Below are 25545 nucleotides of genomic sequence, written 5' to 3'. Positions count from 1 at the left end.
TTTGCATTTTCTTTTTTCATGTTAGATTATTTTATCAATCAAAAGAGGATAAAATGCCAGAGCGAATTGCAATTATAATGGAGAAATTAAGGGGACTCTATAAACTTCGACTTTTTGAAGATGGAGATCCTTATCGTGTTTTAATTCGCACGATTTTATCTCAAAGAACCAGGGATGAAAACACCGATCAGGCGTCAGAAGAATTATTTGCAGTTTATCCTGAAATTGATGATGTGGCCGCTGCCCCTGAAGAGAAATTACAAAAATTAGTCAAGAAAGCAGGATTTTATCGTGTTAAATCAAAAAGAATTAAAGAAGTCTCTCAAATATTATTAGAAGATTTTGGTGGTATTGTTCCAGATACAATGGAAGAACTTCTTAAATTACCAGGTGTAGGCCGAAAAACTGCTAATTGTGTTTTAGTGTATGCTTTCCAAAAACCAGCAATCCCGGTAGATACTCACGTACACCGCATATCTAATCGAATAGGTCTGGTAAAAACTAAAACTCCCGATGAAACTGAATTTGCCTTAGAAGAAATGGTTCCCATGGAATATTGGATAGAGTTAAATGACCTCATGGTTCAATTTGGTCAGGACATATGCCGTCCAATAAGCCCTAAACACGAGCAATGCCCTATTGCGGATTTATGTGGCTATTATCAGGATATTCTGGATCAAAAAATTGATTTTAATAGAAAATAAATTTTAGATTATGATTTTTATATTGTAATGGATATCTATAGGTTAACATGCATTTCTTAAAGTATTTATATTAAAATGGTTCAATATTAATCTGGTGATGGGGTTCACCTTTAACCGCTTATTAATTAAGCTGATGACTCCTGTGATTAAAAAAGAGGAATAATCATGTTAAATGGAGAAACCCTATTTGTAAATTCTATTTTTAACTTTACATATAATTTTATTACACATTTTATAGTTATTATAACAATTATTTTGAAAAAACTACAATTCACTATTTTTAAATTGTTTTCAGAAATCTTTTGTAATTATTTATTTTTAAAAATAATCACTATTGGGGTGATTTAAATGGAATATGTGGCATTTTCTATAGCAATAATCATATTATTCGGTTTGTTATTCAATAAACTATTTACTCGGATTAAACTACCTGGTTTATTGGGGATGTTGATTTTAGGGATAATTTTAGGCCCTTATTGTTTAAATCTTATTGATAAAGCAATATTGGGGATATCTGGCGATTTAAGAGTAATTGCGTTAATCATAATTCTTTTAAGGGCAGGATTTGGTATACACATGGAGAGTTTGAAAAAAGTGGGAACATCTGCCATTAAAATGAGCTTCATTCCAGATGTTATGGAAGGACTAACTGTAATGGTAGCGGCCCATTATCTTCTGGGCCTACCTATTATTGAAGCAGGTATGCTGGGCTTTATTATTGCTGCAGTTTCACCCGCAGTTATTGTGCCTCAAATGCTCTCATTTATCCAACGGAGAATGGGTGCCGCTAAGGGAATTCCTCTTATAATTTTAACTGGCGCTTCTGTAGATGATGTGGTTTCTATTACCATATTCTCTATATTTTTAGGGCTTTATGGTGGTCAGCAAATAAATTATTTTAAGGAAATCCTGGGAATTCCTGTTTCTATAGCTTTGGGAATTGCAATGGGGTTGGTCCTGGCATTTGTATTAATCTATTTATTCAAACGCTTTGAAATACGTGCAAGTGAGAAGACATTAATTGTTTTAGCCTCTGCCATTTTATTAAAGAACATAGGTGACTATTTAAATAGTTATATTCCTGTGGCTGCTTTAGTGGGTGTAATGGTAATTGGTTTTATTATTCTTGAAAAAATGCCTAAAGTAGGTAATCAACTCTCTGAAAAATTCAGTAAAATCTGGATATTCGCTGAAATATTGCTCTTTGTATTAGTAGGAGCTCAGGTTAATATTTATTTAGCAGCTTCATTTGTGGTGGTGGGGTTAACCATTATTTGCATTGGCTTGATGGCCCGTAGTGTAGGAGTTTATGTTTCATTGATGGGTACCAATCTAAATAATCAGGAAAAATTATTTTGTATAATGGCCTATATTCCAAAGGCCACAGTACAAGCAGCTATTGGTGCCATTCCACTTTCTGTAGGGGTTGCATCAGGGCAGCTGATTTTAGCTATAGCTGTAATTGCCATACTGTTTACAGCACCTCTGGGGTCATTTGCAGTTAGTTTATATGGTGAAAAAGCTTTAAAAGTTGAAGAATAGAAAATCTGCAAAAAATGTAGAATTTAAATAAATATTTTAAAAATAGAAAATTAAGTTTAGAAGAGTAAAATATTTACTCTTTTAAATCAGCTACTTCTTGAGCAAAGGCTTCTAAAACTTCTTTGGATAATCCTTCAATAAATTTTAAAGAACCTGCACATTCGTGGCCTCCACCATCTATTCCTGCTTCAGGAATAGCATTTGCCAACTTCCATACAATTTCATTTAAATTAAATCCAAACATCTCATTAACGGCATCTGTAGCCCTAATAACTCCAAAATCAGGCCCATAAGATAAGGTTATAATGGGACGATCTTCGCCATGTTTTTGTACCATGGCATCATGTACATACCCACATGTTTTTCCAGGAGCAGGGAAGGTGAATTTGTGAGCATATTTTTCCACATCCAGTACATTAAAGAGAACACCATTTGCTAAATCCTGTGATTTTAGATTGGGCAGTGCAGCCCTAAGTTGTGTATCAACTCTTTTTTGTAGTTCTTTATAGAGAGCATCAATCAGCTTGGTATGCTTATCACGACTACCTAAACCTAATATGGTGTCAATTATACCTCTACCATTCATGAATCTGAGGAAAAAAGCTTCAAAGTCAATACATGCTGCAACTTTATCCAGATCATCTCTTCCATACCCTTTGGTCTTTGCCAGTTCAATATATTGTTCCACTTCATGTGAACGGGCATGATCACCAACGGCTGCAATTCCTGGGAAATGAATAACTTTATCTTTTACTTCAGGGTTTACCATTTTAGCAACTTCAACAGATAATGCTCCTGCAGTAATTTGGGAGTCTCCTCCCACTAAATACGGGTTAACATGAACATCAACGTATTCATCTACTTTTACCTCACCGTCAATGACTTCTCCAGGGAAGTGGTGGTCAATAACCACTATTTCAATATCATAGATTTTAGCTTTCATCAATGCCAGAATATCTTCTTCAGTAGATCCATTATCTAAAAGGACAATTAATGGTAGTTTTTGTCCATGTCTTTCTAAATCCTCGAGAGCGAAAGATAAATCTTTTACCACATCTTCTAATTCATAAAACGGAGCTTTACTTGGGGCTCTTTTAAAATAATGCCATTCTGCATCAGTATTATGATTAAGCTCTTTTAACAGGGGGATAACTGCTTTTTCCATAGCAACTCCCGCACAAATACCATCTGCATCTGCGTGGTGCCTTACCAAAATTGATCGGCCATCAAAAACAGCTCGTCTAATAGCATGAGCGGCTTCTTTCATTTTTGGTCTTAATTTTTTAAGGGTTTCACTTTCAATCAGTAAATCCGTATTCTCTGGTTCGGCTCTTTCATTTATAGCATCATCAATTAATTTTCGAGCTTCAGTGGCTTCATTTCCAATAAGTCTTTCAACAGATTCAGATTCAATCTGTATTTTACCACTATGCTGGTTCACTTCACCCATTACTTCTACAATGTGACCCACTTGAATATCCGGATATACTCTTACACCTGGTTCATCAAATGCTGCTGCCCAGGTAGTGCTGGTTTCATCTGAGATTGTAAATATAGTTGGACCAGAAGTTTGCTGTATTTGAATAACTTCTCCTACGATTCGCACAGTATTTCCAATAGTTTTATTGGTTATATCCCCAATTTTAGTACGGGCCAGATTCTTTTTCAGTTTAATCAGATCGTATGCTCCTTTTATATTAGCAGGACCCAAATCAACTTCACCACGTTGTGGTTTTATTTCAGTTACTCTAACAAATATGTCGTCTCCAACATTATGATCTGGAGATCCAGTACGCATTAATCCCCAAACCTGACTATTTAAACTTACAAAAACACCATATTTTTCAACACGGGTGATTCTACCTTTATATGTGGAACCCACTTCTAAATCATCCATTTCACAGGCAGGATGTAATATATATACAATTTCCTTTTTATTTTGACATTTTTCACAGTAATCGGCGTTCCCTGGGATCATGGTACCACATTCTTTACAAACATTTATCTCTCCTTTACCATCACAAACAGAACAAGTATCTCTTACTTCAACTTCTCCTTTACCTTTACAAATCTCACAGGGTACATCGTGATCTTCTTCAAGGTCAAATCTTTGCCGGGCATTATTAGAAACTCCCTTGAAATGGGTTTTTACATCGGCTGTCGATTGATAGCCAGAACCGTGACAAGAATCACATTCTTTATAACTTTGAATCTTGTAACCTTTTCCTTTACATTTTATGCATGCTTTATTCATTTTATTCCTCGTTATTGTAAAATATCTTTTAATTTCCTTGATAATCGATTATATTGTATAATTGCGGATATAACCAATAATTAAGTAAAAATAATACATTTATTTAAATTTATCTGGGTTCTGTTTTACTAATGTTTGTCGTTGGGTTTCAAAGTTTTTTGCATCCAACATTATTTGATTTGCATTACTTACTTTTTCATTAGCGGTTTCATTTTCACCATCATTAAATAATTGGGCTGCTGTTCTTAGTTCAGATGTGCCATTTAATTTAGCGTCTATTTCTGAAATCACTAACTGCAAATACTGAATATAAACATTTTCTTTAGAACTTTGCGCATATGATAATGCTTCAGATGTCAGTGATCGTGCTGAATTATATTCTGAAGATGCTCTATCACATTTTTCAATAGTGGAATTCATTTTAAAATCATTAAGCGCTCTCGCGGATTGATTGAAATATTTATCTCCTTCTGTAAGATGATCATTAATTTGAGGAGTTAATTTTTCAATATTGCTCACATCAGATTGAGTACAACCACAGACAAATGTAATTAGTAGTAGTGTTGTTAGAACTGCGAACTTAGTTTTCATAATTCCACTTCTTATGTGCTGTAAGTGATTAATTTTAAATTTAATATTCTTAATAAGTTAAATTAATTCTTAATTAATTTAAAAATTTAATAATTAGTTTTGAATCTCTAACCATTTTAAATATTTACTCTTTTAATTAATAAATATTGGATATTTTAATTCCATGTTAATAAAAGATAAACAATGATTTGAAATTATTATAATTTGAATTGGCAAAAAAGATAAATTTTCTAAATTAAAAAAAAGATTTAATTAAGAATGCCACAATCCGTGGATATTACAGTATTCTCTAGCTTTTAAATTAGATATTGTGCTGCTATCTATTTCAAACTCGGCTTCTGGAACATCACCGGGGTTTAAAAATTGTCGGTAAACTTTTCCATCTATTAAAACCTCTATTAAATGAATGTAATGTTCTTCTTCCATGGGGTGTGGAACATCTCCTACTTTTACTATAATTCCTTTATCAGTTTTTTCAATAAGAGGTATATGTTTTTCAGGACCAACATCTGTCTGCCTTTCAACTAATAGTTCCATAGGCTGATTACAGCAAACCAACTCTCCTACTCCCACATTAATGATTTCCACTATATTTCCACAGATATTGCACCGATAAATCTGGTTGAGTTTGGTCATATTCCTTTCTCCATTTTGCCTTAAAAAAATTAAAATTGTATGTGATGTATTCTACTTTAATTAATAGTCATCACATAATACTTGGTAGTAAGCTGTGGGATGATCACAAGCAGGGCACTCTTCTGGAGGAGTTTTTCCTTCATGAACATAACCGCATTTTCGACAAATCCAAGATATATCCTTAGTTTTCTGGAATACAGTGTCTGTTTCAACTAATTTAAGTAGCTGCATGTATCTGGCTTCGTGATGTTCTTCTGCCTTAGCAATGGCCATTAAACGCTCCGCGATTTTAGGATAACCTTCTTCTTCAGCAGTTTTTGCAAATTCAGGATACATTTCGCTGTATTCAAAATGCTCTCCCCCTATAGCAGCAATCAGATTTTCGTCAGTGGTACCTAAAATCAGAGGAGCTTCTGCTTCAACAGTGAGATCTTCTAATTTTTCATCAGTTTCTGCTTTTAGCTCTTGGATCATTCGGAATAGCCACTTGGCATGTTCCCTTTCGTTATCTGCAGTCAAAAGGAATATCTCTGATATCTGCTCAAAACCTTCTTTCTTTGCTGCTTTAGCATAAAAAGTATATCGGTTACGAGCTTGGCTTTCTCCAATAAATGCCTTGGTTAAATTTTCTATTGTTTTTTTCATTGTAAATACACCTAAGCATATTTTTACAAATATTATATTGTCGTCATAGATAATATAACTTTCATTAACATCTAAATAGAATATCAATAATTTTAATTTTACATATTCCTAATTCTTAAATGAATTTGATATCTTAAATGTTTTAAATCGGAAGATTTGGGCATTTAAAGCAACAATAACAGTACTCAGGGACATTAATATTGCACCTAAGGCGGGGCTTAATAAAATCCCTTGGCTGTAAAATACTCCCGCTGCAAGTGGAATAGCAAAAATATTGTATGCTGTAGCCCATATTAAATTTTCATACATTTTTCGGTAAGTTGCAGATGCCAGATCCAGTATGGTGATCACATCAAGAGGATTACTTCTAATTAGGACTATATCTGCAGTTTCCATAGCCACATCTGTGCCCGCCCCAATAGCGATCCCCACATCTGCCTGGGCCAATGCAGGTGCATCATTTACACCATCACCAACCATAGCCACATTTAGGCCTCTGGATTGAATTCTTTTTATTTTTTCGACTTTTTCATGAGGTAGTATTTCAGCAAAATATTCATCGAGGTCTATTTCACCAGCAACCCATTTTGCAACAGATTCGTTATCTCCAGTTATCATCATACATTTAATTTTTCTTTTTTTGAGTTCTTTTATGAGTTGTTTTGATTCTTTTCGTATTATATCTGCCAGAGCAATGCAACCTTTTAATTCATCGTTAAAAAGAACAAATACGACGGTTTTACCCTGTAGGAATAATTTAGACATAATATTATTTTCAAGATTAATCTCCGCTTCTTCTAAATATCTGTAGCTCATCACCTTAATTTCATGCCCATTTACCAAACCAGAAATACCTTTCCCTGGAATTGAGTGAAAATTTTTAAGAGGCATAGTATATTTCGCAGCAGATATTATACCTTTAGAAATTGGATGCTCCGATTCAACTTCAACAGATGCTGCATACCTTAAAATATCTTCTTCACTGATGCTGTCATCTAGAGAAATTACTTCACTTACTCCCAATTCTCCATGAGTAAGAGTCCCGGTTTTATCTAATACCGCGGCATTTATGTCTTTAGCACCCTCGAAGGCATTTCTGCTGCGTATTAACAACCCATTTCTGGCGGAAATAACTGTTGAAACAGCTATTACTAATGGTATGGCTAAACCCAATGCATGGGGGCAGGTAGTCACCATCACTGTCACGCTACGTTCTAAAGAGAATGCAAAGTCCATTTTAGCTATAACAAACCAGAATATAACAGTTATTGCCCCTCCTAAAAGCGCAATAATAGTAAGCCACATGGCGGCCCGATTTGCTAAATCTTGGGTTTTAGTTTTTCCTTCCTGTGCTTGATTCACTAAATTGATTACTTGGGCTAAAAATGATTCATCACCCATTTTTTTCACTTCGACTGTTAAAGAACCATGCCCATTAATTGAACCTCCAATAACTTCGTCACCTACAGTTTTTTTTATAAATTTGGATTCTCCAGTAAGCAACGATTCATTAACTGCACTTGATCCATTCATTACTTCACCATCAGATGGTATCTTTTCTCCAGGTTTAATAAGTACATGGTCATGCTTTTTTAAAGCAGATAAACTCACATCATTAATTTTGCCTTGCTTACTAATCAGATGAGCTTTAGCTGGTAAAAGTTTCACTAATTTTTCGAGAGACTTGGAAGCACCTCTAATTGATCTCATTTCGATCCAATGACCAAAAAGCATAATATCAATAAGGGTTACTAGTTCTAAAAAGAAAATCATCCCCATAAGTCCTGAAATCACCGCTAAACTGTATATGTAGGCGGTAGTAATTGCTACTGTTATTAATGTCATCATTCCCGGATTGAAATTTTTCATTTCATTAAAAAAACCTTTAAAAAATGGATAACCTCCATAAAAGAATATAATGGATGATAATAAAAATAAAACAAATTCGTCCCCATAAAATTTAAATGAAGTTAAACCCAGAAAATCCTGCACCATGTGTGTTAAAAAAAATATGGGTATGGTTAAAATTATACACACAATGAAACGTTTTTTAAAATCAGCTAACATTTCATCGTGATGATTTCCATGACTTGAAGAATGTTCATGTGTTGTATGATTTGATTTTAGATGGCCTTTTTTATTTTCGGTATTGTTTTGTGTTTCTGTTTGTACCGTATGTTCTGGATTAATTTTAGAAGATACTGACTTAGTTTTAATTAATGGTGGTGAATGTCCATTATGATGATTGCTATGTTTTTTATAATTTTTTTCTTTATTTTTAGCCAATTTTAACCTATTTATTGGATCATGTTTCTTTTTCACCATATAAACTCCTCAGATTAGTTCTGAGTAATATTTTTTTAATCGCAGATTTTAATTGTTTATTAAACTAATCCAAATAATTGATAATATCATTGATATCGTTGGTTGGTGCTTTGCATTCTTTTAAAGAGCAAAGATAATATGTTGTCTTTTCGTTGATCACAGTCTTGTTTTTAAAAGTATCTGAAATAGCAAAAGGCCAATCCTCAGTTTTTTGATTATTAATGAGTATGGTAATATTTGGAATAAATTTCTCCCCTATTTTTTTAAGCAATTTACTTAATTCATTATTAGATTCAAATAGATATGATGAGTTTATATCTTCATCTAAATTAGAAGGAACAATGACTAATTCATATGATGGCCCCCATTCAAAATCAAGAGCATTCATTAAATTTACATGGGCCAATGGGGATCTTTTTATCTTAGGGGAGAAATGGGGGACTATATTAGTGGCAATATTTTTAATTTCTTTATTTTTAGAAATTTGAGCCATTTTGAGGAGATTTAACATATGAACTGAATTTCCCGAAGGCAGGGCACTATCATAACTTTCTTTTTTTCTAATAAGGATTCTTTCTGATTCATAGGGAGTAAAAAATAAACCTCCCTTTTTTTTATCTAAAAATTCTTTTAGTAAAATATTATTCAGTTTAAAAGCTAGATTTAAATATTTATTTTTAAATGTAGTCTGATAAAGTTCTAATAATCCCCATATAAAAAAAGAATAATCATCTAAATTACCATCAAATGCGGCATCATGGTCCCGATAGCGGTGAAGCAATTTATTACCATTATAAAGTTTTTTTATAATAAAATCTGCAGCTTTTTCAGCAGCCAGAACATATTTTTTATTCCACAAAGTTCTGCTGCCCTTAGCTAATGCCGCGATCATAAGCCCGTTCCAATCAGTTAGAATTTTATCGTCTTTATGGGGATGTATTCTTTTTTTCCGAGCATTAAATAGTTTTTCCCTAGATTTTTTTATTTTCTGATGTAATTCATCATCGGATCCGACTTTTTTGGAAAAATTTACTAAAAAATCATTGTCCGGTTTCAAATGAAAAATATTTTTTCCCATCTTCATGCCCGTCGATTCTTCTTTAAAGTTTCCATCGTGTTTTATATTAAATAATTCAATTATCAAATCTGCTTGTTGGTCTAAAACACTTTTTATTTCATCTTCACTCCAGAGGTAAAATTTTCCTTCTTCACCTTCACTATCTGCATCTTCAGCTGAATAAAAACCACCTTCTGGAGATTGCATATCTCTTAAAACATATTCAAATATTTCCTCTGCGCTTTCTTTATAAATAGTGTTTCCTGTTATTTGGTATGCTTCTAAATATGCTATGGATATCATGGCTTGATCATACAACATTTTTTCAAAATGTGGAACCAACCATTGTGGATCAACTGCATATCGATGAAATCCAAATCCTATGTGGTCGTATATGCCTCCATATCTCATATTGTCTAGAGTTTTCAGAGCCATTTCCAGTGCATTTTCTTCAGATTCTCTTTTCCAATATCTCATTAAAAAAAGAAGGTTATGTGGTGAGGGGAATTTTTGTATCATTCCAAATCCACCATATTTAATATCGAAACCTTCTTTTAAAGAGTTATAAGTCTCTTTAAAAATATTTTTATTTAATTCTTCTCTAGGAGCGGGTTGGGAAATATTTTCTAAAACATTTACAATTTTATCTGCAGATTCTAGGGCTTCCTGCGGATTTTTTTCCCATAATTCTTTTACTTTTGTGACGATTTCTTTAAGCCCCACACTCCCATATTGTCCTTCTGGGGGAAAATAAGTCCCTGCAAAGAATGGTTTACCCTTTGGTGTTAATAATATGGTTAATGGCCATCCGCCTCCGCCGGTCATCATCTGACAAACATTCATGTAGATATTATCAATGTCGGGACGTTCTTCACGATCCACTTTCACAGGAATAAACACTTCATTGATTTTGGCACCTATTTCCGGGTCTTCAAATGATTCATGGGCCATTACATGGCACCAATGGCAAGTAGAATAACCAATGGATAAAAAAATAGGTTTATTTTGTTTTTCAGCTTTTACAAAAGCTTTGTCACCCCAGGGGTTCCAATCCACAGGGTTATGCGCATGCTGTAATAGATAAGGACTTTTCTCATAGATTAACTCATTTGAATATTTTTCTTTTTTTGGCTTATCTGTTGAAGACATTTTACTCTACAACCGTGATATTTTATTTATTCGTATTGAGCTGAAATTTTCAGAAAATAATTTTTATTCTAATATTAATTTGTTTATCATTATTGTAAAATTTATGTGATTATTTTTAAATAATTATTAAAAATAATTTAAAGTTTATTTATTAAGTCTGTATCTTTCAATCATAATTCGAATAAAATCAGAAAAAATTTATTTGAGTTAGAATTTACAGAAAAAGTAGTAAATTATTTTATAGTTGTTTGAACTTTTAGAGAACATAGTATAAATCTGAATATTATATCTTTAATACGGTTTTAGTCAAAAAAATGATTGCATTGTCACAATAATATGGGTGTTTACATGAGTTTAATAATGTCTTATATTGGTCAGAAAGGTTGTGTTGTTGCAGGAGATAAACGAAGAATTGGTTACTTTGGGGATAAAACTAAAAGAGAGGAACTTGAAAGTGAACTTTATTCCGGAACAATTAAATCAGACGAGGAACTTAAAAAACGAGCATCTGAATTAGGCATAACTCTTAAAATCACGGATAATGCTTGTAAAGTTCGCAGTTTAGGTGATGTTGTGGTGGGGGAAGTCAGCTTTAAAAGCCCTTTTGAAACCAAAAGAAGACGTATTTATGGTACAACTAATGGTTATCAAATAATAGAGATCACTGGGTCTAATATATCTAAAATGGAAAAAGGAGAAAGTTCAATCGTTGTTTTTGGAAATAAGATCACCAAAGATATAGCAAATAAGATCATAAAAAAACACTGGAAAACTAAAACAAGTTTAAAGGCCATAGGGGAAATTTTTGAGGAGGTCCTTGCAGAAGTTGCTGAGGAAACTCCATCAGTAAGCTCGGATCATGATATGTTTATTAAACACCCAAAATTGGACAAAAGAGAAGCTCAGGAATTATTGAGAGAAACTGTAGTACGTGACGTAAAACTCCTCCAAAAATGGAGAGAAAAACTCCAAAATGATCTACTTGAAAAGGCACACACTATCAAATTAGCTTCTAAAATCCTCAATGAGGGGGAAGTGGGTAGAGTAGTTGAAATAGATGGTAATCATCTGGAAATAGTTCTTAAAAGTGGTGTTCAGGCTTATGATACAAAATGGAAACCTCTTGCAAAACCTGGGGAAAAAGTTTTAATGTTCACGGATACTCCTGATGATGTTGAAATTGGAGATAAAGTAACAATAGAAAATGAAACTCTAGGCTTAAAACGCAATAAATCGGCATTAAGATGTGATGTTATTTTATGCAAAACTGATTAATTAATTTAGGATAACGATATTATATATATTCATTACAATATTTATTTAGAAAATAACTAAGGTGAATAAATGGATTTAACTTTCTTAGGAAGTGGTGGTGGACGCTTTCGCTACCATTACCCAGAAGAGGATGACGGGCGGATTTAGAATCGATGATATCGATGGTAAAAATTTGCATATTGACCCTGGGCCTGGGGCTTTAATTCGATCATACCAGTTTGGACGAGACCCACGAAAATTAAGTGGAGTTTTTGTATCTCATTCTCATACGGATCATTATACAGATGCTGAAGTACTTATTGAAGCAATGACTAAAGGTATGACTCGCAGAAAAGGAATAGTCGTAGGCAGTCTCAGTGTTATTGAAGGATTTAAACAGTGGGGTCCGTGTATCTCGGATTATCACAAGAGCAAACCGGAGGTTACTACTTTAGGGGCTAATAAAATTAAAAAGTTCGGTGATATGAAGGTTAAAGGAACTAAAACAATTCATGGGGATCCTACAGCAGTAGGGTTTCAGTTCCAGTTAAAAGATATCACTATTTCTTACACTGCAGATACCGAATACTTTGAAAAGTTGCACAAATATCATAGGTCTGCTGATATATTGGTAGCAAGTGTCATTAGACCAAGGGATGAAAGAATTCCAGGACATATGTGTAGTGATGATTTCAGCAAACTAATTGCAGAAGTTTCCCCAAAATTAGCTATTATGACTCACTTGGGGATGAAAATGATTATCAACAATCCTGAAAGAGAAGCAGAACGTATTCAAGAAGAAACTGGAGTTAAGGTTTTAGCTGCTAGGGACGGTATGCATATAAACTTAGATCAGGTGATGGGTCAACAGCAGAGGTTAGATGACTACTAAAAAAGTAATCATCCCTATCACAACTTAAATACTAGTAATTGTAAATTAAGTATTATCGTATTGTATATTTTCCATGATTTCTTTGCCTCGATAGCTTAGTAGGTAGAGCGCGGGATTCGTAATCCCGAGGTCGCGGGTTCAATTCCCGCTCGAGGCTTAAAATATTTTTTGATCTTATTAGATAATAATGGCGTTTAATGAGATTATTTTCAAAAAAAGCTTTTTTAATTATTTTGCATTCCTATAAATGTGAACACTACTCTGTACAAATAATGTTAAAACTGAGTTGGTTTGATTTTAGTTATTTCCCGTATTGATTAACCATTTTTTTTTTTTAATGGTTACACTGGAATTTTTTTCATTCTTTTTTGGAGGGGTTCTGTCATAATTGCACCGACTAATAGTCCCAAAGCAATAGCAATAATGGTCATTACAAATAATGATATCTCGGCAACAGAAGTTAGATAATTTTGCCCAATAAAATCTGCTAAACCAATAAAACCAATTGAGCCCGGAGCTAAAAACCAAAATGCAGGATATAATGTCACAAAATGAGGAGTATGGTCATGGGATTCTATAGTTTTTGCGGAAATGGTCATGAATAATGCTCCTAAAAATCCCCCTAGAAGTCCTCCTGCCAGCATGTTTCCTAGTTGCTGCCCAATTAAAGCCACGTACAATACAAGTAAAATCCATAAAAAATCTTTTTTATAGACTGAAAGGAACAAGTACATACCAATGCCAAATATTAAAACTCCTAAATATGGTGCAGTGTATTCTAAGGCTGAAGTACTTTGGGCTAATAAGAATTCTTGCTGAGGAAACCCATTTATTTGAACCCCCATAATTAATCCAAATATTAAAAGAAAAAGGATTATAGTTCCATAAATTACTCTACTGGATCCAGATACCAGTTCTCCTCGGGCTAGTTCATATATCCCGGTGGTAAGGGTGACTCCTGGAAGGAAATAAATTAAAGATGGAATTAAAAGGCTGAAATTTCCCGTTATAATTCCTTGTTTTATCATGAAAAATAAAAGTGAAGAAACAATAAAAGCAGCAATCACGGGCATAACCATGGATAAGCGAGGATTGTTCTGACTGACTAAAATTAAAAGTCCTACAATTATGCTAAAAATACTACAAACCATTAATTGCTGATAACTGGGTTGTATTAATAGGCCTAATCCTAAAGATAGCAGAAAATAACCAAATATAATTCCCACTTTCCCAAAATGATGTTTACTTGCTCTTATTTGCTGTAACTTAAGCAGAGCTTCTTCAAAAGAAACTTCGTGATTTTCAACCTGATGGATTAATCTGTAAATCTCCGAAACCTGATTAAGGGGCAGTATTCCTGGTGATTGCACTGCTATGGTGATGGTTGAAGAATCTTCATCCCCTAATTTCAAAAGAAGCATGGTGGGAAACACTGAAACCTCAACGGGTACACCATGGGCATTAGCAATGTTTTCCAATATATCTTCAGTATCGGTAACTGAGCTTCCTGCAGCAATGAGGGATTTACTTAATTCTTTTAAGAATTTAAGCATCTTGGGTGGAATTTCATTATTCCTTGCAGTATTAATCATGGTCTTGTTTTAAAAATAAATTTTATAATTTAAGCGGATTAATAAACCCACTTCTAATTAAATGATCTACTATTACCATGGCAACAGCAGATTCAGCAACAGGAACCACTCTTGGACATATGCATGGGTCGTGGCGACCTTTTATCTGGATTTTGGCATCTTCCATCTTGGTTAAATCAACAGTCTTTTGAACCATCGAAATCGATGGAGTTGGTTTTACGGCCATGCGTATCATTATTGGCATACCATTGGACATACCGCCAAGAATACCTCCTGAAGTATTGGTAGTGGTCTTTATTTGGTCTTTTTCCATATAAAATTCATCATTTATACCATAACCTGTTGATTCAGCAACTTCAAATCCAAATCCTATTTCTACACCTTTAACTGAACCAATATTCATTAAAGCTCTAGATAGGTCCCCATCAAGTTTATCAAATACAGGTTCTCCCAGTCCGGCAGGTGCCCCAAGAACTATGGTTTCCACAATACCTCCCACAGAATCACCTTTAGATTTTGCTTCCAGTATTCTCTCTTCCATTTTTTTAGCAGCATCGGGATCAGCACATTTAACGGCATTTTTTTGTGAATATTCTTCAATTAAATTAATATTAACTTTATTGGCTTTTATTTTACCCACTTTGGTTACATGGGCCATTATTTTAATATTTAATTGATTTAAAAGTTTTTTAGCAACCGCACCACCAATAACATGCCCTATAGTGTTTCTACCACTTCCACGCCCACCTCCCCGGTGATCGTAATGCCCATAACGACTTATCCAGCAGTAATCGCCATGGCCGGGTCGAGGTTTGTTCTTTATATTATCATAAGCTGAAGAATCTGCATCTTTATTATAAACTATAGCTGCAATTGGTGTACCATCAGTTTTTCCTTCAAAGATTCCAGACAATATTTCGACTTGGTCTGATTCTCCCCGGGCAGTAGTAAGTTCACTGGTTCCAGGTTTTCGTTTGTTTAGTTCTATTTGAATATCTTCTTGACTTAGTTCCAGTCCTGCTGGACATCCATCTACCACAGCCCCTAGGGCTCGCCCGTGGCTTGAACCAAAGGTAGTGACAGCGAACATTTTGCCGGTGGTATTTCCTGCCATGAGTTCACATCCATTTAAAAATTTTATTATATTTTTTACTAATTATTATGATGCAAGTTAATTATCTAATCTAATTTTAATATTAAAACTTGATTTTATTAATATATTCATATAAAAAGTTGAGAAACTGAATCGTTCTCAATCCCGTGTTATTGCATATAATGCCTGGTTACATAGTTTATCTTTTTTAATCACGCTATTTTTCAATATACCCTCTAATTGAAATCTATTTTTTTCAAGAACTTTTCTTGATGCAATATTATTTTCAAAAGGCTTGGCGAATATTCTTTTAAGTTTTAACTCATTAAAACCATATTCGACCATACTTTTTACTGCAGAAGAGGTGATTCCTTTTCCCCAATACTTTTCCCCTAACCAGTATCCAATCTCTGCAGATATTTTTTCAATATCCTGACCTAAAATAAAACCTATTCCTCCAATGGCTTCATTATCAATTGTTATGGCAAAATTAAGTTTTGGTTTTTCTTTTTGCGCAATTTGGATCCACTGTATTCCATCTTGAATAGTGTAAGGGTTAGGAAAGATATCTCTTAAATTGAGGGCAATGAGCGGATTATTAGCATTTTTAACCATACTTTCTAAAAATATAGGGTTCCAACTTTTCAAAGTACAGTTCCTGCATTTCCTTATCATATTATTCCTTTTCATAATTTTAAATCAGATTAAATAATGTTATATACAGTAATTAATATTTGATTGAATAATATATAATTGATTAGTCTTTAAAGGTATGATAATTAAAAATTATAATTTGCTGATAAAATGTCACAATCTAAAAAAAAAGAACATATATTTGGAATATACCAACGATTATTTTCTCTTTACGGCCCACAGGGTTGGTGGCCTCTTATAAAACATGATGGTGAAAACCCTACAAAAAAGGGTTCAATCAGAGGATATCACCCTGGAAATTATGATTTACCCGAAAATGAAAATCAAATATTTGAGATAATTTTAGGGGCTATTTTAACTCAAAACACAGCCTGGACATCTGCGGAACAAGCAATTTTAAATTTAGATGCCTTAAATGCTATTGACCCTCAAAAAATACTCAGTATGGATGAAGTAATCCTAAAGAAATCTATTCGTTGTGCAGGTTTTTTAAATCAAAAAGCATCTTATATCAAGGAAATCTCCAAGTTTTTCTTGTCATTGGAGGGAGATATCCCCAATAGAAAAGAAATTTTACAGGTTAAAGGAGTAGGTAATGAAACTGCCGACTCAATTTTACTTTATGCATATAAACAACCAGAATTTGTTGTAGACGCTTATACTAAGAGAATATTTCATTATTTGGGGTTGATTGAATCAAATGCTAAATATGGGGATGTTAAAGAACTCTTTGAATCTAATTTGCCATTTGATATCTCAATTTTTCAGGAATACCATGCTCTCATTGTTGAACATGCAAAAAGACACTATCAAAAAAAACCTTATGGTGTGAATGATAATTTAAAATCCATAATATTAAAATAAAAAATGAATATTAATTATTATGGAAACCAACAAGATTCATCGTATTTCTCTATGAGGGATGTTTACTCCAACTTGACATTTGGGCCCTTTGTATAGGCATTGGTCGTAGTTAATCGTGCTTCATTAGATTTTGTATCTAAATCTGATTTATTTAATAGTTGGTTCATTTTTCCGGGAATAAATTATTTGCTTTTATTATTTGATTATATGGCCAAATAAGATCCAATGATACTTATTACTATTATTAAAGTACAGATTGCCACTATTTTTTTTAAATGTACTTAATTAATACCTTAAACTTTATATTATTTGCAATAAACTAAAATATTCTTTATAATATCAAAATTAACTATTTAATTCAAATTTCATCACAAATCCTCGCTCTAAGATAAGATATGTTATCTTGATTCATATTTAATTCAAAAATTCAAAAGACACCATAATACTAAATACATAAAAAAACCAAAAAAAGAACATTACCACTATCAAATTACAGGTGATCTAAAATGGAATTTCCTATTACTAGAATGCGCAGGATGAGAAAAAATCCTCAAATTAGAAATATTCTAAGAGAAACACGCCTCACACAAGAAAACTTCATTTATCCCATGTTTGTTAAAGAAGAATTAAAAGCAGGTAAAATTGAAGCTATTTCTACTATGCCTGGCCAGAATAGATATTCCTTGGAAGATGCCGTAAATGCGGCAAAAACCTTAGAAGAAAAAGGTTTAAAATCGATTCTATTATTTGGATTACCGGATAAAAAAGATGACATAGGATCATCTGCCTATGATAGTAGAGGGATTGTCCAGCAAGCAGTAACACGCCTTAAAGACGAAACGGACCTGGTTGTAATGACTGATGTATGTCTTTGTCAATATACACAACATGGCCATTGTGGAATTGTAGAAAATGGGGAAATTTTAAATGATGAAACTTTGGAACATCTGGCCCTTACAGCAGTAAGTCATGCTGAGGCAGGAGCAGATGTAGTGGCTCCCTCTGATATGATGGATGGTAGAGTTGAAGCTATACGGGAAATGTTGGATTTGAATGGGTTTGATGATACTATTATTTTATCTTATGCAGCTAAATATGCGTCTGCATTTTATGCCCCATTTAGAGATGCAGCATGTTCTGCTCCCTCATTTGGAGATAGAAAAACATACCAAATGGATCCAGCTAATGCAGTAGAAGCACTAAGGGAAGCAGAACTTGATTTAATGGAAGGCGCAGATATATTAATGGTAAAACCAGCTCTTGCTTATTTAGATATTATCAAAGCCATTAAAGAAGAATTTAAAGTTCCTACAGCTGCATACAATGTTAGTGGAGAATATTCCATGCTTAAGGCAGGTATAGATGCGGGTTATTTGACAGAAGATGCTATTTTTGAATCTTTACTTTCTATTAAAAGAGCAGGGGCTGATTTAATTATTTCCCATTTTGCTCCAGATTTTTTGGAAATGTTTTAAAAATAATCTTTAAATAATTTCATATTTTCTAATTCATAGACTATTAATTCAAATCATGAAATATACTCTATGTTGTATAATATTTCTATTCAATCATTTTCAAGAATTATAATTATAAATATAAAATAATCAGGTATGATTTACATGGATCCTAAATATATAGCCAAAGCAGCGCAAATTGCCTCAGTTTTAGAAGTAAGTGGGCACCCAAAACCCGGAAATGTGCACCGTACTCAGGATTTTGATGACATGGTTTTTGAAGACTTTCTGCTAAGTGGGGTTGTTATTGGAGATACCATGCGCAAAACTGCTAAAATGGGTAAAAAATATAATTTAGAAGAAGATTTTCATAAAATAAAAATAGGCAAATTAATATTAATAGCAGTAGAAGAAACTAACAAATGGGTGGCCAACAACACTAATCTGGGAATTATAATGCTTCTTACTCCTTTGTGTGCTGCTGCAGGTATGAGCAGTAATATAACAGAAGTCAGGGAAAATGTTCATCAAATAATGCTCAACACTACATCTCAAGACACAGTTGATCTTTATAAAGCTATTGCTCTAGCTGATGCAGGGGGTATGGGTGAGCGAGATGATTTAGATGTTACCAATGATGATTCTCACAAGGATATTCTTGAAAAAGATATAAACATGTTTAAAATATTAGAAATATCTGCTGAATGGGACTTATTGGCGAAAGAATTAACCACTAAAATGCCAGTAACCTTTGAAACTGGATTTCCCCTATTTAAAAAAACTAAAATTGACCATGGGATTAATTCAGCCACAGTAAGTGTTTTTTTAACAATATTGTCCAATTTTCCAGATACTTTAATTTCTCGAAAATATGGGCTTGAGAAAGCACAGGAAGTTTCAAGAAAAGCCAATAATATATTAGATAAAGGTGGAATATTAAGTGAAGAGGGGCAATTGGCACTGGAAAACTTTGATCAGATAATGATGAAAAATAAATTGAATCCTGGAACCACGGCAGATTTAACTGCTTCTTCCATAATGGTGTCGTTGCTTGATGAATATCTAAAATAGAATGATATTGATACTGATTACATTTAATTAATCACAAAATCATTGGAGTGGAACAATGACAAAAGATATTAACAGAATCATTGACGAGTTACACATTTACGAAAAAAAAGTCCTAAATGCCTTTGAACAATTGGGGTCTAGGTTATCTCCAGAGGAGGTTGTTGAATCTCAAAAAATGGATATTAAAGCAGTAATGAGTGCTGCGGGCTCACTGGAATCTAAGGGCCTGATAACCGTTGATAAAAAAGTGGATGAAGTTATCAGCTTAAGCAGTGTTGGTAAATTATATGCTGAGCAAGGACTACCTGAGCGAAGGATGCTTAAAGTATTAAGTGAAAATGATGCGCTGCCAATGGGTGAAATAACCAAAAAAGCCAGCCTAGATAAATCTGAATCTAAAATTGCCATTGGATGGTTGATGAAAAAAAGATGGGCTGTTATTGATAAAGGTACTGTAAAAATTACTGAAGATGGTAAAAAAGCTATTGGAAAAGGCGAGGATGATGAGCTTTTACTGGATAAGCTCCTTGAAACTCAAAAAATGATGCTTTTTAACCCATCTAAACTAGTTCAAAGAGGCTATGATCTTTTAGTAAAAAGAAAAGGATTAATTGATGTTAAAAAAACCACCCAACATACTCTGGTGATAACTGAAAAAGGTATGGAAATATTAGAAGTAGGGATAGATCTTGTAGATGCTGCAACTCAATTAACTCATTCCCAATTAAAAACAGGGGAATGGAAAAGTCTTCAATATAGAGGATACGATATTCAGGCAGAATACCCTGAATTTTATCCCGGTAAAATGCATCCATTAAGACGTATAGTCGAAGAAATCAGGGATATTTTTCTTAATTTAGGATTTACAGAATCAAGAGGGCCAATTTTAGAGTCTGCTTTTTGGAACTTCGATTGCTTGTTTCAACCTCAAGATCATGCTGCTCGTGAAATGCAAGATACTTTCTATATCAAAAATCCACAACACACAAAACTTCCCGAAACTGACTTAGTAACTAAGGTAGGTCAAGCCCATGAAAATGGTGGTAAAACAGGCTCTGAAGGATGGGGCTATATATGGGATGAAGATGTCGCTCGCCAATCCGTGCTTAGAACTCACACTACTGGTGTATCAGCTAGATTTTTATCTGAAAACCAGCCACCACTGAAAATGTTTTCTGTGGGAAGAGTATTTAGAAGAGAAACCATTACTTATAAACACTTACCTGAATTCCATCAAGTGGAGGGTATTGTTGCTGGTGATGAAGTCAATTTTAGAAACTTACTGGGAATTTTAAAAGAATTTTACAAAAAATTAGGCTTCGAGGTAAGATTTAGACCGGCATACTTCCCTTATACTTATCTATCTACTGAGTGTGAAATATATCTTCCAGAAAAGGAAAGTTGGATCGAGCTTGGTGGCGCTGGAATGTTCCGTCCAGAAGTTTTAGAACCTCTTGGTGTTGAAACTCCTGTCGCAGCTTTTGGTTTAGGTATTGAAAGACTTGCTATGATTCGATTGGGAATAAAAGATATTCGTATGTTATATAAGAGTGATATTGGATGGTTAAGAAAGCTGCCAATAACTCAAGGTGTCGATTTAACTGATTGATTAATCACAAAAAATTCTTTTTTCTTTTTAATTATATAATTAATAAAAATAGGCAGATATAAGATTAAATCTGATTTAAAACTTCAAAATATTCTCCATTATTATGAGATATTTTTTTTAAAAGTCCTTTATTTTCTAATGATACCAGAATATGGTACATTCTGAAAGTACTTACTTTAAGAGTTCCATAGAGAAGATTACCTTCTAATTGATATCGAGATACTAGATTATTTTCGTCTTGAAGAGTTTTAATAATATTAAGAGCTTCAACTTCCATCTGGTCGAGTTCTGCTGTTTTCACTTCTTTTCTGGTGCCTACCACTGAAATTTCTTTTTTAGAGGTTAAAGCTTTGAGTTTACCACTGATTTTGATAATAAGTTTTTTTCTCTCTAAATCTTCTAATACTTCTTTGAAGTCGTGTTCGGTTAAGTCCAGATCCATTTTTAGAATATTTTCAGATATTCCTTCATCATATTCTAATTGTAAATATTTGATTTGTTTATAAACCTTATTTTCCTTTTTAGTGATGGTAATCATCTTGGCACCGTATTTAGATGTTTTAAAAAAATATTAAATACTATAAATATTATTTTTATAAATTCAAAATAAAAAAATATAATGGATTGAAAAAGATTATTTAGTCTGTAGGCACTAACAACTCAGCTGCAACTAATCTGCAAATGTCAGTTTTAGTTATAACGCCACGGGGTTCTTCATTTTCAAGCACTAAAAGCCCTGATATGTCTGCACGGAGCATTAGATTAGCAGCGTCCTCAATAGAGTCATCTGCAGATATTGAAATAACATCTTCTACCATAATATCTGCTATGGTAACTCCTTCAGTTTCTTGTGGGCCGGGTTTTATAGTTCCTAAAACTCCTATAAGGTCAGTATAAGATACTACGCCCAGGGGATTTTCATCTTCATCCAGGACAAAAAGTCTTCTGACTCCATGTTTATACATCTTTTCAAATGCTTCTAATGGTAGGGTGTAAGGACTTATAGTAATAACTTCGTGGTTCATAGCTTCTTTAACCTTCATTTTATCCCCTCTATAATTTAATTAGTATTTAATGAACCTTTTATATTTTAGCTTTTTTCATGCCAGCCACATTTTAATTATTAAAATTAATTAATAATATGATGAATTTGTTTTAGTACGCTTGTTATGCTTTTTAATAATCTATTTACTGTGGAATAGACATATTGGATGATTATTTATTTAAATAATTATTTCACAGGCATATCTCATATTTTTTATTGATGGATGGATATCTAGTGATTTGAAATATCCTATTTTTTGATAGTAAATTATTTATATTGTGATTAAATAGTCTCATTAATATTAATTAGTTGTTTTCGGAGAACAATATTGTCCTAGAAAAAAACTATAAATATTATGAAAGATTAATATTATAATAATCTATGGAGGAACATTATGATGAGAATTAGTATGTCACTACCCAAAAAGCTGCTAAACGAGTTTGATGAAGTATTAAAAGATAGAGGTTATCAATCCCGATCAAAAGGTATACGAGATGCACTTAAAGATTATATAGTCAGATATCAATGGATGAATGAAATGGAAGGTGAAAGGATTGGTATTATTGCAGTAATATACGACCATCACTACACCGGAGTTATGGAAGATCTGGCTGATATTCAACACGAATATCGGGACTTTATCAATGCAGTAATGCATGTTCATATGACTGATAAATACTGTTTAGAAGTTGTTGTAGTAAAAGGAGATGTAGGACACATCAGAAATTTAACTGAGAAAATGATGCGGTTAAAAGGTGTAGAACACGTTCGATTAACCAGTACTGCTACAGGACAACACCTTGACCACGATTAAAAAGTTGATTCATGTTCAACTATCAATAATTTTTTAAAAATTTATAAATGAAATTCATAGTTACCCCCTATCATAATCACTTATTAAAAGATTATGATAGATTATCTGCTTTTCATGAAGCAATAATTTCAAAAAGCAGGGGTTTAGTATATGATATAGGTGCTGGGAGTGGAATACTTTCTTTTTTTGCAGCACCCCATTCTAATTTTATTTTTGCATTTGAAAAAAATTTTAAATCATCAACCTGCGCCCAAAAAAATCTTGAACAATTTCCTCATATTCAAGTAATAAATACTGATGTTTTAGAGTATAAATTCACAGAAAAAGCCGATTTAATAATTTGTGAAATGCTAGATACGGCTTTAATTGACGAAGAACAGGTCCCGGTTTTAAATAAAGCTTTAAAATACCTTAAAGATAATGGGGATATTATTCCCTGTGGTGTTATAAATGGAGCAGAACTGGTATTTATGAAATCACCTAGACTTTCTTATCAAGATGTGGACACACCTGAATTTCTAGATTATCAAGTGAAGGGCCCCTTGATTGTTTACAATAAAATTAATTTTAATAGGGAGATAAATGAAAAGGTAAACATAGACTTAGAATTGACTGTAAATATCCAGGGGATGGTGAATGCTATAAAAATTACTACCTTCACGCTTCTTACTCCAGATATTATTTGTGGACCTACACCCATGCTTAACCCTCCTCTTTTTATACCTATAGGTGAATTATATCTGGATGAAGGAGATGAAATTAAAATTAATCTTTCTTATACTATGGGTGGTGGTTTAGATACCATTAGAACAAAAATTAAAAGATTTTCTTAAAAATAGAAAAAAAGTAGTTATCTTAACAATTGGCAATGAGTTAAGGGGTGATGATGGTTTAGGCCCTTTTTTGGCAAAAAAATTATCTGTTATTTTTCAAGGGAACAACAAAGTATCTATAATTGACGGCGGTGTTGTGCCTGAAAATTTCACAGGGACTATTCGTAAAAAAGATCCTACTCATTTAATACTAATTGATGCTGTAGAAATGAGCGAATTTCCAGGATATATTCGGATTATTGGGACTGATGAAATTGCTAATTACAATATATCTACTCATGCCATGCCACTTTCATTTTTAATTAAATATTTACAATCTACTATTGAAAGTGATATGAAAATCATATTAATTGGTATTCAACCTAAAGAAATGAATATGGTTGCAGATATTTCAAAAGAAGTAAAAAATAGTATTGAAAAGTTAATGGAGTTATTTAAAACTCAACTGGATTTTTGAATAACATTAGTAACTCATTAATCATTTCCATTGGTATTGTAATTAAGCAAATTGTTGTTGTAGTAGTACTGAAGATCAGATGCATGCATTAACTCGAAATTTTTATAAGGGTTGTTAAGATAAGGGAAGATAGCTCCTGTGATTAAATAATAATAAGCACCAATTCTACCATATTCGTGGCTTAAAAGTAGATAATATAATGGAAATCCGCAGCCCTGATTTATGATAGGGGTTCCACCTCTTACTGTGCCGTGATAAAATAGAACTCTTTTTCCGACTTGACCATTTTGTTTTGCTTTTTTGTCTAGATAATTTAAAGCATCATCCAGGTTGTTAAAAACAATGCCATCGGACACATAATTGTATCTATCCTCTGACAAACCAAATAGGAATCCATTGACAATATCCCCAATGTCTAAGTACGGTTGATACCCTCTTTCTTTATCGATAAATCCAAGTTCCAGAATGTAAACATCACCTTCATGATAACAGGGATATCCTGAAGTATGTCCTGCAGTGTGCACGACAAGCGCTGTATTAGAACCCTGTTTTTTTGTATAGCTTGCTACGAGTTCTGAATGTGGGTTACCTTTATACATATCTGGATTTTTTAGTTTTACAAAGCCTGCTCTTCCTGCAGGATCGTATTGGCTCATCCCATTAACTAAAACTAAATAAGAACCAAATAATAATAGTATTAATAAGAGTATGGTTTTTCCTTTCATTAATAAATCCTCACAATAAGGTTACACCCTAAAATTGAAACTTTATAATCAATTTTTATCCATATTTGAATGATATTATTTTTAAGTATCAGCTTTTTTAATAATTCAATTAATTGGTTTTAAATCTTTTGTTTTACATACTAAAATTTAATTAGTGGTTTGGTTTAGTCATAATTACTAGATTTTTTAAATCTATTCAATCAAAGATTATTAATATTATTGTATTTATGATAAAATCCTGTATTTTATTAAAAAAATAAAGATTGCAGAATAGCTGCCTCATTT

Annotated in this window: 23 protein-coding genes, 1 tRNA gene and 1 riboswitch; of the genes, 12 read left to right on the top strand and 12 right to left on the bottom strand. The window is 33.0% G+C overall.

All coding sequences use genetic code 11. The annotated features are described in order from the left end of the window. Nucleotides 1–53: 53 nt before the first annotated feature. Both MXE27_RS02510 and MXE27_RS02505 read left to right on the top strand, forming a co-directional pair. On the top strand, nt 54–704 hold the full coding sequence (locus MXE27_RS02510; protein ID WP_248610829.1) for an endonuclease III domain-containing protein: 651 nt from the start codon (nt 54–56) through the stop codon (nt 702–704). A gap of 84 nt (nt 705–788) precedes the next feature. After that, nucleotides 789–854, top strand: a riboswitch (Fluoride riboswitch). Between the two features lie 198 nt (nt 855–1052). After that, nucleotides 1053–2246 carry a cation:proton antiporter gene (locus MXE27_RS02505; RefSeq protein WP_248610828.1) on the top strand — a complete coding sequence of 398 codons (1194 nt, stop codon included), beginning with the start codon at nt 1053–1055 and terminating at the stop codon, nt 2244–2246. Between the two features lie 73 nt (nt 2247–2319). Here the strand turns inward: MXE27_RS02505 and MXE27_RS02500 are convergent, their stop codons facing one another. The 6 genes from MXE27_RS02500 to MXE27_RS02475 all read right to left on the bottom strand — a co-directional run bounded on the left by MXE27_RS02500 (nt 2320) and on the right by MXE27_RS02475 (nt 10903). Next, the gene (locus MXE27_RS02500) at nt 2320–4500 is read right to left on the bottom strand and encodes a DHH family phosphoesterase (protein WP_248610827.1); all 2181 of its coding nucleotides are present in this window, start codon (nt 4498–4500) and stop codon (nt 2320–2322) included. Nucleotides 4501–4599: 99 nt separating this feature from the next. After that, nucleotides 4600–5091, bottom strand: a complete 492-nt coding sequence (locus MXE27_RS02495; protein WP_248610826.1) for a hypothetical protein — start codon at nt 5089–5091, stop codon at nt 4600–4602. A gap of 252 nt (nt 5092–5343) precedes the next feature. After that, on the bottom strand, nt 5344–5727 hold the full coding sequence (locus MXE27_RS02490) for a desulfoferrodoxin (protein ID WP_248610825.1): 384 nt from the start codon (nt 5725–5727) through the stop codon (nt 5344–5346). Between the two features lie 60 nt (nt 5728–5787). Further along, on the bottom strand, nt 5788–6372 hold the full coding sequence (gene rbr / locus MXE27_RS02485; protein ID WP_248610824.1) for a rubrerythrin: 585 nt from the start codon (nt 6370–6372) through the stop codon (nt 5788–5790). A 108-nt stretch (nt 6373–6480) separates the two neighbouring features. Then, nucleotides 6481–8697, bottom strand: a complete 2217-nt coding sequence (locus tag MXE27_RS02480) for a copper-translocating P-type ATPase (protein ID WP_248610823.1) — start codon at nt 8695–8697, stop codon at nt 6481–6483. A 64-nt stretch (nt 8698–8761) separates the two neighbouring features. Next, entirely contained in the window at nt 8762–10903 is a 2142-nt protein-coding gene (locus MXE27_RS02475; protein ID WP_248610822.1) for a thioredoxin domain-containing protein, read from the bottom strand. 348 nt (nt 10904–11251) lie between these two features. Here MXE27_RS02475 and MXE27_RS02470 point away from each other — a divergent pair, with 348 nt between their 5' ends. The 3 genes from MXE27_RS02470 to MXE27_RS02460 all read left to right on the top strand — a co-directional run bounded on the left by MXE27_RS02470 (nt 11252) and on the right by MXE27_RS02460 (nt 13206). Continuing rightward, the gene (locus MXE27_RS02470; RefSeq protein ID WP_248610821.1) at nt 11252–12178 is read left to right on the top strand and encodes a DUF2121 family protein; all 927 of its coding nucleotides are present in this window, start codon (nt 11252–11254) and stop codon (nt 12176–12178) included. A gap of 97 nt (nt 12179–12275) precedes the next feature. Further along, nucleotides 12276–13049 (top strand): MBL fold metallo-hydrolase, encoded by a 774-nt coding sequence (locus tag MXE27_RS02465; protein ID WP_342765983.1) that lies wholly within the window; start codon nt 12276–12278, stop codon nt 13047–13049. An 84-nt stretch (nt 13050–13133) separates the two neighbouring features. Next, nucleotides 13134–13206 (top strand) — tRNA-Thr (locus MXE27_RS02460). 184 nt (nt 13207–13390) lie between these two features. Here the strand turns inward: MXE27_RS02460 and MXE27_RS02455 are convergent. The 3 genes from MXE27_RS02455 to MXE27_RS02445 form a co-directional block, all read right to left on the bottom strand. Next, a complete protein-coding gene (locus MXE27_RS02455; protein WP_248610819.1) occupies nt 13391–14641 on the bottom strand; it encodes a threonine/serine exporter family protein in 1251 nt (416 codons plus the stop codon). Nucleotides 14642–14663: 22 nt separating this feature from the next. Then, nucleotides 14664–15755 carry a chorismate synthase gene (gene aroC / locus MXE27_RS02450; protein ID WP_248610818.1) on the bottom strand — a complete coding sequence of 364 codons (1092 nt, stop codon included), beginning with the start codon at nt 15753–15755 and terminating at the stop codon, nt 14664–14666. A 138-nt stretch (nt 15756–15893) separates the two neighbouring features. Beyond that, a complete protein-coding gene (locus MXE27_RS02445; RefSeq protein ID WP_248610817.1) occupies nt 15894–16409 on the bottom strand; it encodes a GNAT family N-acetyltransferase in 516 nt (171 codons plus the stop codon). A 129-nt stretch (nt 16410–16538) separates the two neighbouring features. Between MXE27_RS02445 and MXE27_RS02440 the strand changes: the two genes are divergently transcribed. From MXE27_RS02440 to pheS, 4 genes are all read left to right on the top strand, one after another. Beyond that, nucleotides 16539–17252, top strand: a complete 714-nt coding sequence (locus MXE27_RS02440) for an endonuclease III domain-containing protein (RefSeq protein WP_248610816.1) — start codon at nt 16539–16541, stop codon at nt 17250–17252. Nucleotides 17253–17758: 506 nt separating this feature from the next. Beyond that, complete coding sequence (gene hemB, locus MXE27_RS02435) at nt 17759–18727, top strand: porphobilinogen synthase (RefSeq protein WP_248610815.1); 969 nt, start codon at nt 17759–17761, stop codon at nt 18725–18727. 144 nt (nt 18728–18871) lie between these two features. Further along, nucleotides 18872–19777 (top strand): triphosphoribosyl-dephospho-CoA synthase, encoded by a 906-nt coding sequence (locus MXE27_RS02430; RefSeq protein ID WP_248610814.1) that lies wholly within the window; start codon nt 18872–18874, stop codon nt 19775–19777. Between the two features lie 55 nt (nt 19778–19832). Continuing rightward, on the top strand, nt 19833–21386 hold the full coding sequence (gene pheS / locus MXE27_RS02425; protein WP_248610813.1) for a phenylalanine--tRNA ligase subunit alpha: 1554 nt from the start codon (nt 19833–19835) through the stop codon (nt 21384–21386). A 64-nt stretch (nt 21387–21450) separates the two neighbouring features. Here pheS and MXE27_RS02420 read toward each other — a convergent pair whose 3' ends face one another. Continuing rightward, nucleotides 21451–21924, bottom strand: coding sequence for a hypothetical protein (locus MXE27_RS02420; protein WP_248610812.1), 474 nt, complete (start codon nt 21922–21924; stop codon nt 21451–21453). 100 nt (nt 21925–22024) lie between these two features. After that, a complete protein-coding gene (locus MXE27_RS02415) occupies nt 22025–22429 on the bottom strand; it encodes a CBS domain-containing protein (protein ID WP_248610811.1) in 405 nt (134 codons plus the stop codon). Between the two features lie 396 nt (nt 22430–22825). On the opposite strand from MXE27_RS02415, the gene nikR reads away from it, so the two are divergent. From nikR to hycI, 3 genes are read left to right on the top strand one after another with little or no spacing between them, the layout of a single operon-like run. Next, on the top strand, nt 22826–23245 hold the full coding sequence (nikR, locus tag MXE27_RS02410; protein WP_248610810.1) for a nickel-responsive transcriptional regulator NikR: 420 nt from the start codon (nt 22826–22828) through the stop codon (nt 23243–23245). A gap of 47 nt (nt 23246–23292) precedes the next feature. Continuing rightward, complete coding sequence (locus MXE27_RS02405) at nt 23293–24078, top strand: methyltransferase domain-containing protein (RefSeq protein WP_248610809.1); 786 nt, start codon at nt 23293–23295, stop codon at nt 24076–24078. Further along, on the top strand, nt 24044–24535 hold the full coding sequence (hycI, locus tag MXE27_RS02400; protein WP_342765986.1) for a hydrogenase maturation peptidase HycI: 492 nt from the start codon (nt 24044–24046) through the stop codon (nt 24533–24535). Before MXE27_RS02405 ends, hycI begins: the two co-directional genes overlap by 35 nt. A 17-nt stretch (nt 24536–24552) precedes the next feature. Here hycI and MXE27_RS02395 read toward each other — a convergent pair whose 3' ends face one another. Continuing rightward, on the bottom strand, nt 24553–25260 hold the full coding sequence (locus tag MXE27_RS02395) for a hypothetical protein (RefSeq protein ID WP_248610807.1): 708 nt from the start codon (nt 25258–25260) through the stop codon (nt 24553–24555). Between the last annotated feature and the right edge of the window lie 285 nt (nt 25261–25545).

Source organism: Methanobacterium alcaliphilum, assembly GCF_023227715.1.
Classification (GTDB): domain Archaea; phylum Methanobacteriota; class Methanobacteria; order Methanobacteriales; family Methanobacteriaceae; genus Methanobacterium_E; species Methanobacterium_E alcaliphilum.
The sequence above is the reverse complement of the archived record's forward strand: the minus strand, read 5'-3'. Positions and strand labels throughout refer to the sequence as shown.

Excerpts from the sequence above, each read along its gene's own strand:
- MXE27_RS02440 (WP_248610816.1), top strand. The coding sequence starts at position 16,539 with ATGTCACAATCTAAAAAAAAAGAACATATATTTGGAATATACCAACGA.
- MXE27_RS02430 (WP_248610814.1), top strand. The coding sequence starts at position 18,872 with ATGGATCCTAAATATATAGCCAAAGCAGCGCAAATTGCCTCAGTTTTA.
- MXE27_RS02495 (WP_248610826.1), bottom strand. The coding sequence starts at position 5,091 with ATGAAAACTAAGTTCGCAGTTCTAACAACACTACTACTAATTACATTT.
- MXE27_RS02505 (WP_248610828.1), top strand. The coding sequence starts at position 1,053 with ATGGAATATGTGGCATTTTCTATAGCAATAATCATATTATTCGGTTTG.
- rbr (WP_248610824.1), bottom strand. The coding sequence starts at position 6,372 with ATGAAAAAAACAATAGAAAATTTAACCAAGGCATTTATTGGAGAAAGC.
- MXE27_RS02470 (WP_248610821.1), top strand. The coding sequence starts at position 11,252 with ATGAGTTTAATAATGTCTTATATTGGTCAGAAAGGTTGTGTTGTTGCA.
- aroC (WP_248610818.1), bottom strand. The coding sequence starts at position 15,755 with ATGGCAGGAAATACCACCGGCAAAATGTTCGCTGTCACTACCTTTGGT.
- MXE27_RS02500 (WP_248610827.1), bottom strand. The coding sequence starts at position 4,500 with ATGAATAAAGCATGCATAAAATGTAAAGGAAAAGGTTACAAGATTCAA.
- MXE27_RS02420 (WP_248610812.1), bottom strand. The coding sequence starts at position 21,924 with ATGATTACCATCACTAAAAAGGAAAATAAGGTTTATAAACAAATCAAA.
- MXE27_RS02445 (WP_248610817.1), bottom strand. The coding sequence starts at position 16,409 with ATGATAAGGAAATGCAGGAACTGTACTTTGAAAAGTTGGAACCCTATA.
- hemB (WP_248610815.1), top strand. The coding sequence starts at position 17,759 with ATGGAATTTCCTATTACTAGAATGCGCAGGATGAGAAAAAATCCTCAA.
- MXE27_RS02480 (WP_248610823.1), bottom strand. The coding sequence starts at position 8,697 with ATGGTGAAAAAGAAACATGATCCAATAAATAGGTTAAAATTGGCTAAA.
- MXE27_RS02510 (WP_248610829.1), top strand. The coding sequence starts at position 54 with ATGCCAGAGCGAATTGCAATTATAATGGAGAAATTAAGGGGACTCTAT.
- MXE27_RS02415 (WP_248610811.1), bottom strand. The coding sequence starts at position 22,429 with ATGAAGGTTAAAGAAGCTATGAACCACGAAGTTATTACTATAAGTCCT.
- pheS (WP_248610813.1), top strand. The coding sequence starts at position 19,833 with ATGACAAAAGATATTAACAGAATCATTGACGAGTTACACATTTACGAA.
- MXE27_RS02490 (WP_248610825.1), bottom strand. The coding sequence starts at position 5,727 with ATGACCAAACTCAACCAGATTTATCGGTGCAATATCTGTGGAAATATA.
- MXE27_RS02395 (WP_248610807.1), bottom strand. The coding sequence starts at position 25,260 with ATGAAAGGAAAAACCATACTCTTATTAATACTATTATTATTTGGTTCT.
- MXE27_RS02405 (WP_248610809.1), top strand. The coding sequence starts at position 23,293 with ATGAAATTCATAGTTACCCCCTATCATAATCACTTATTAAAAGATTAT.
- MXE27_RS02455 (WP_248610819.1), bottom strand. The coding sequence starts at position 14,641 with ATGATTAATACTGCAAGGAATAATGAAATTCCACCCAAGATGCTTAAA.
- MXE27_RS02475 (WP_248610822.1), bottom strand. The coding sequence starts at position 10,903 with ATGTCTTCAACAGATAAGCCAAAAAAAGAAAAATATTCAAATGAGTTA.
- nikR (WP_248610810.1), top strand. The coding sequence starts at position 22,826 with ATGATGAGAATTAGTATGTCACTACCCAAAAAGCTGCTAAACGAGTTT.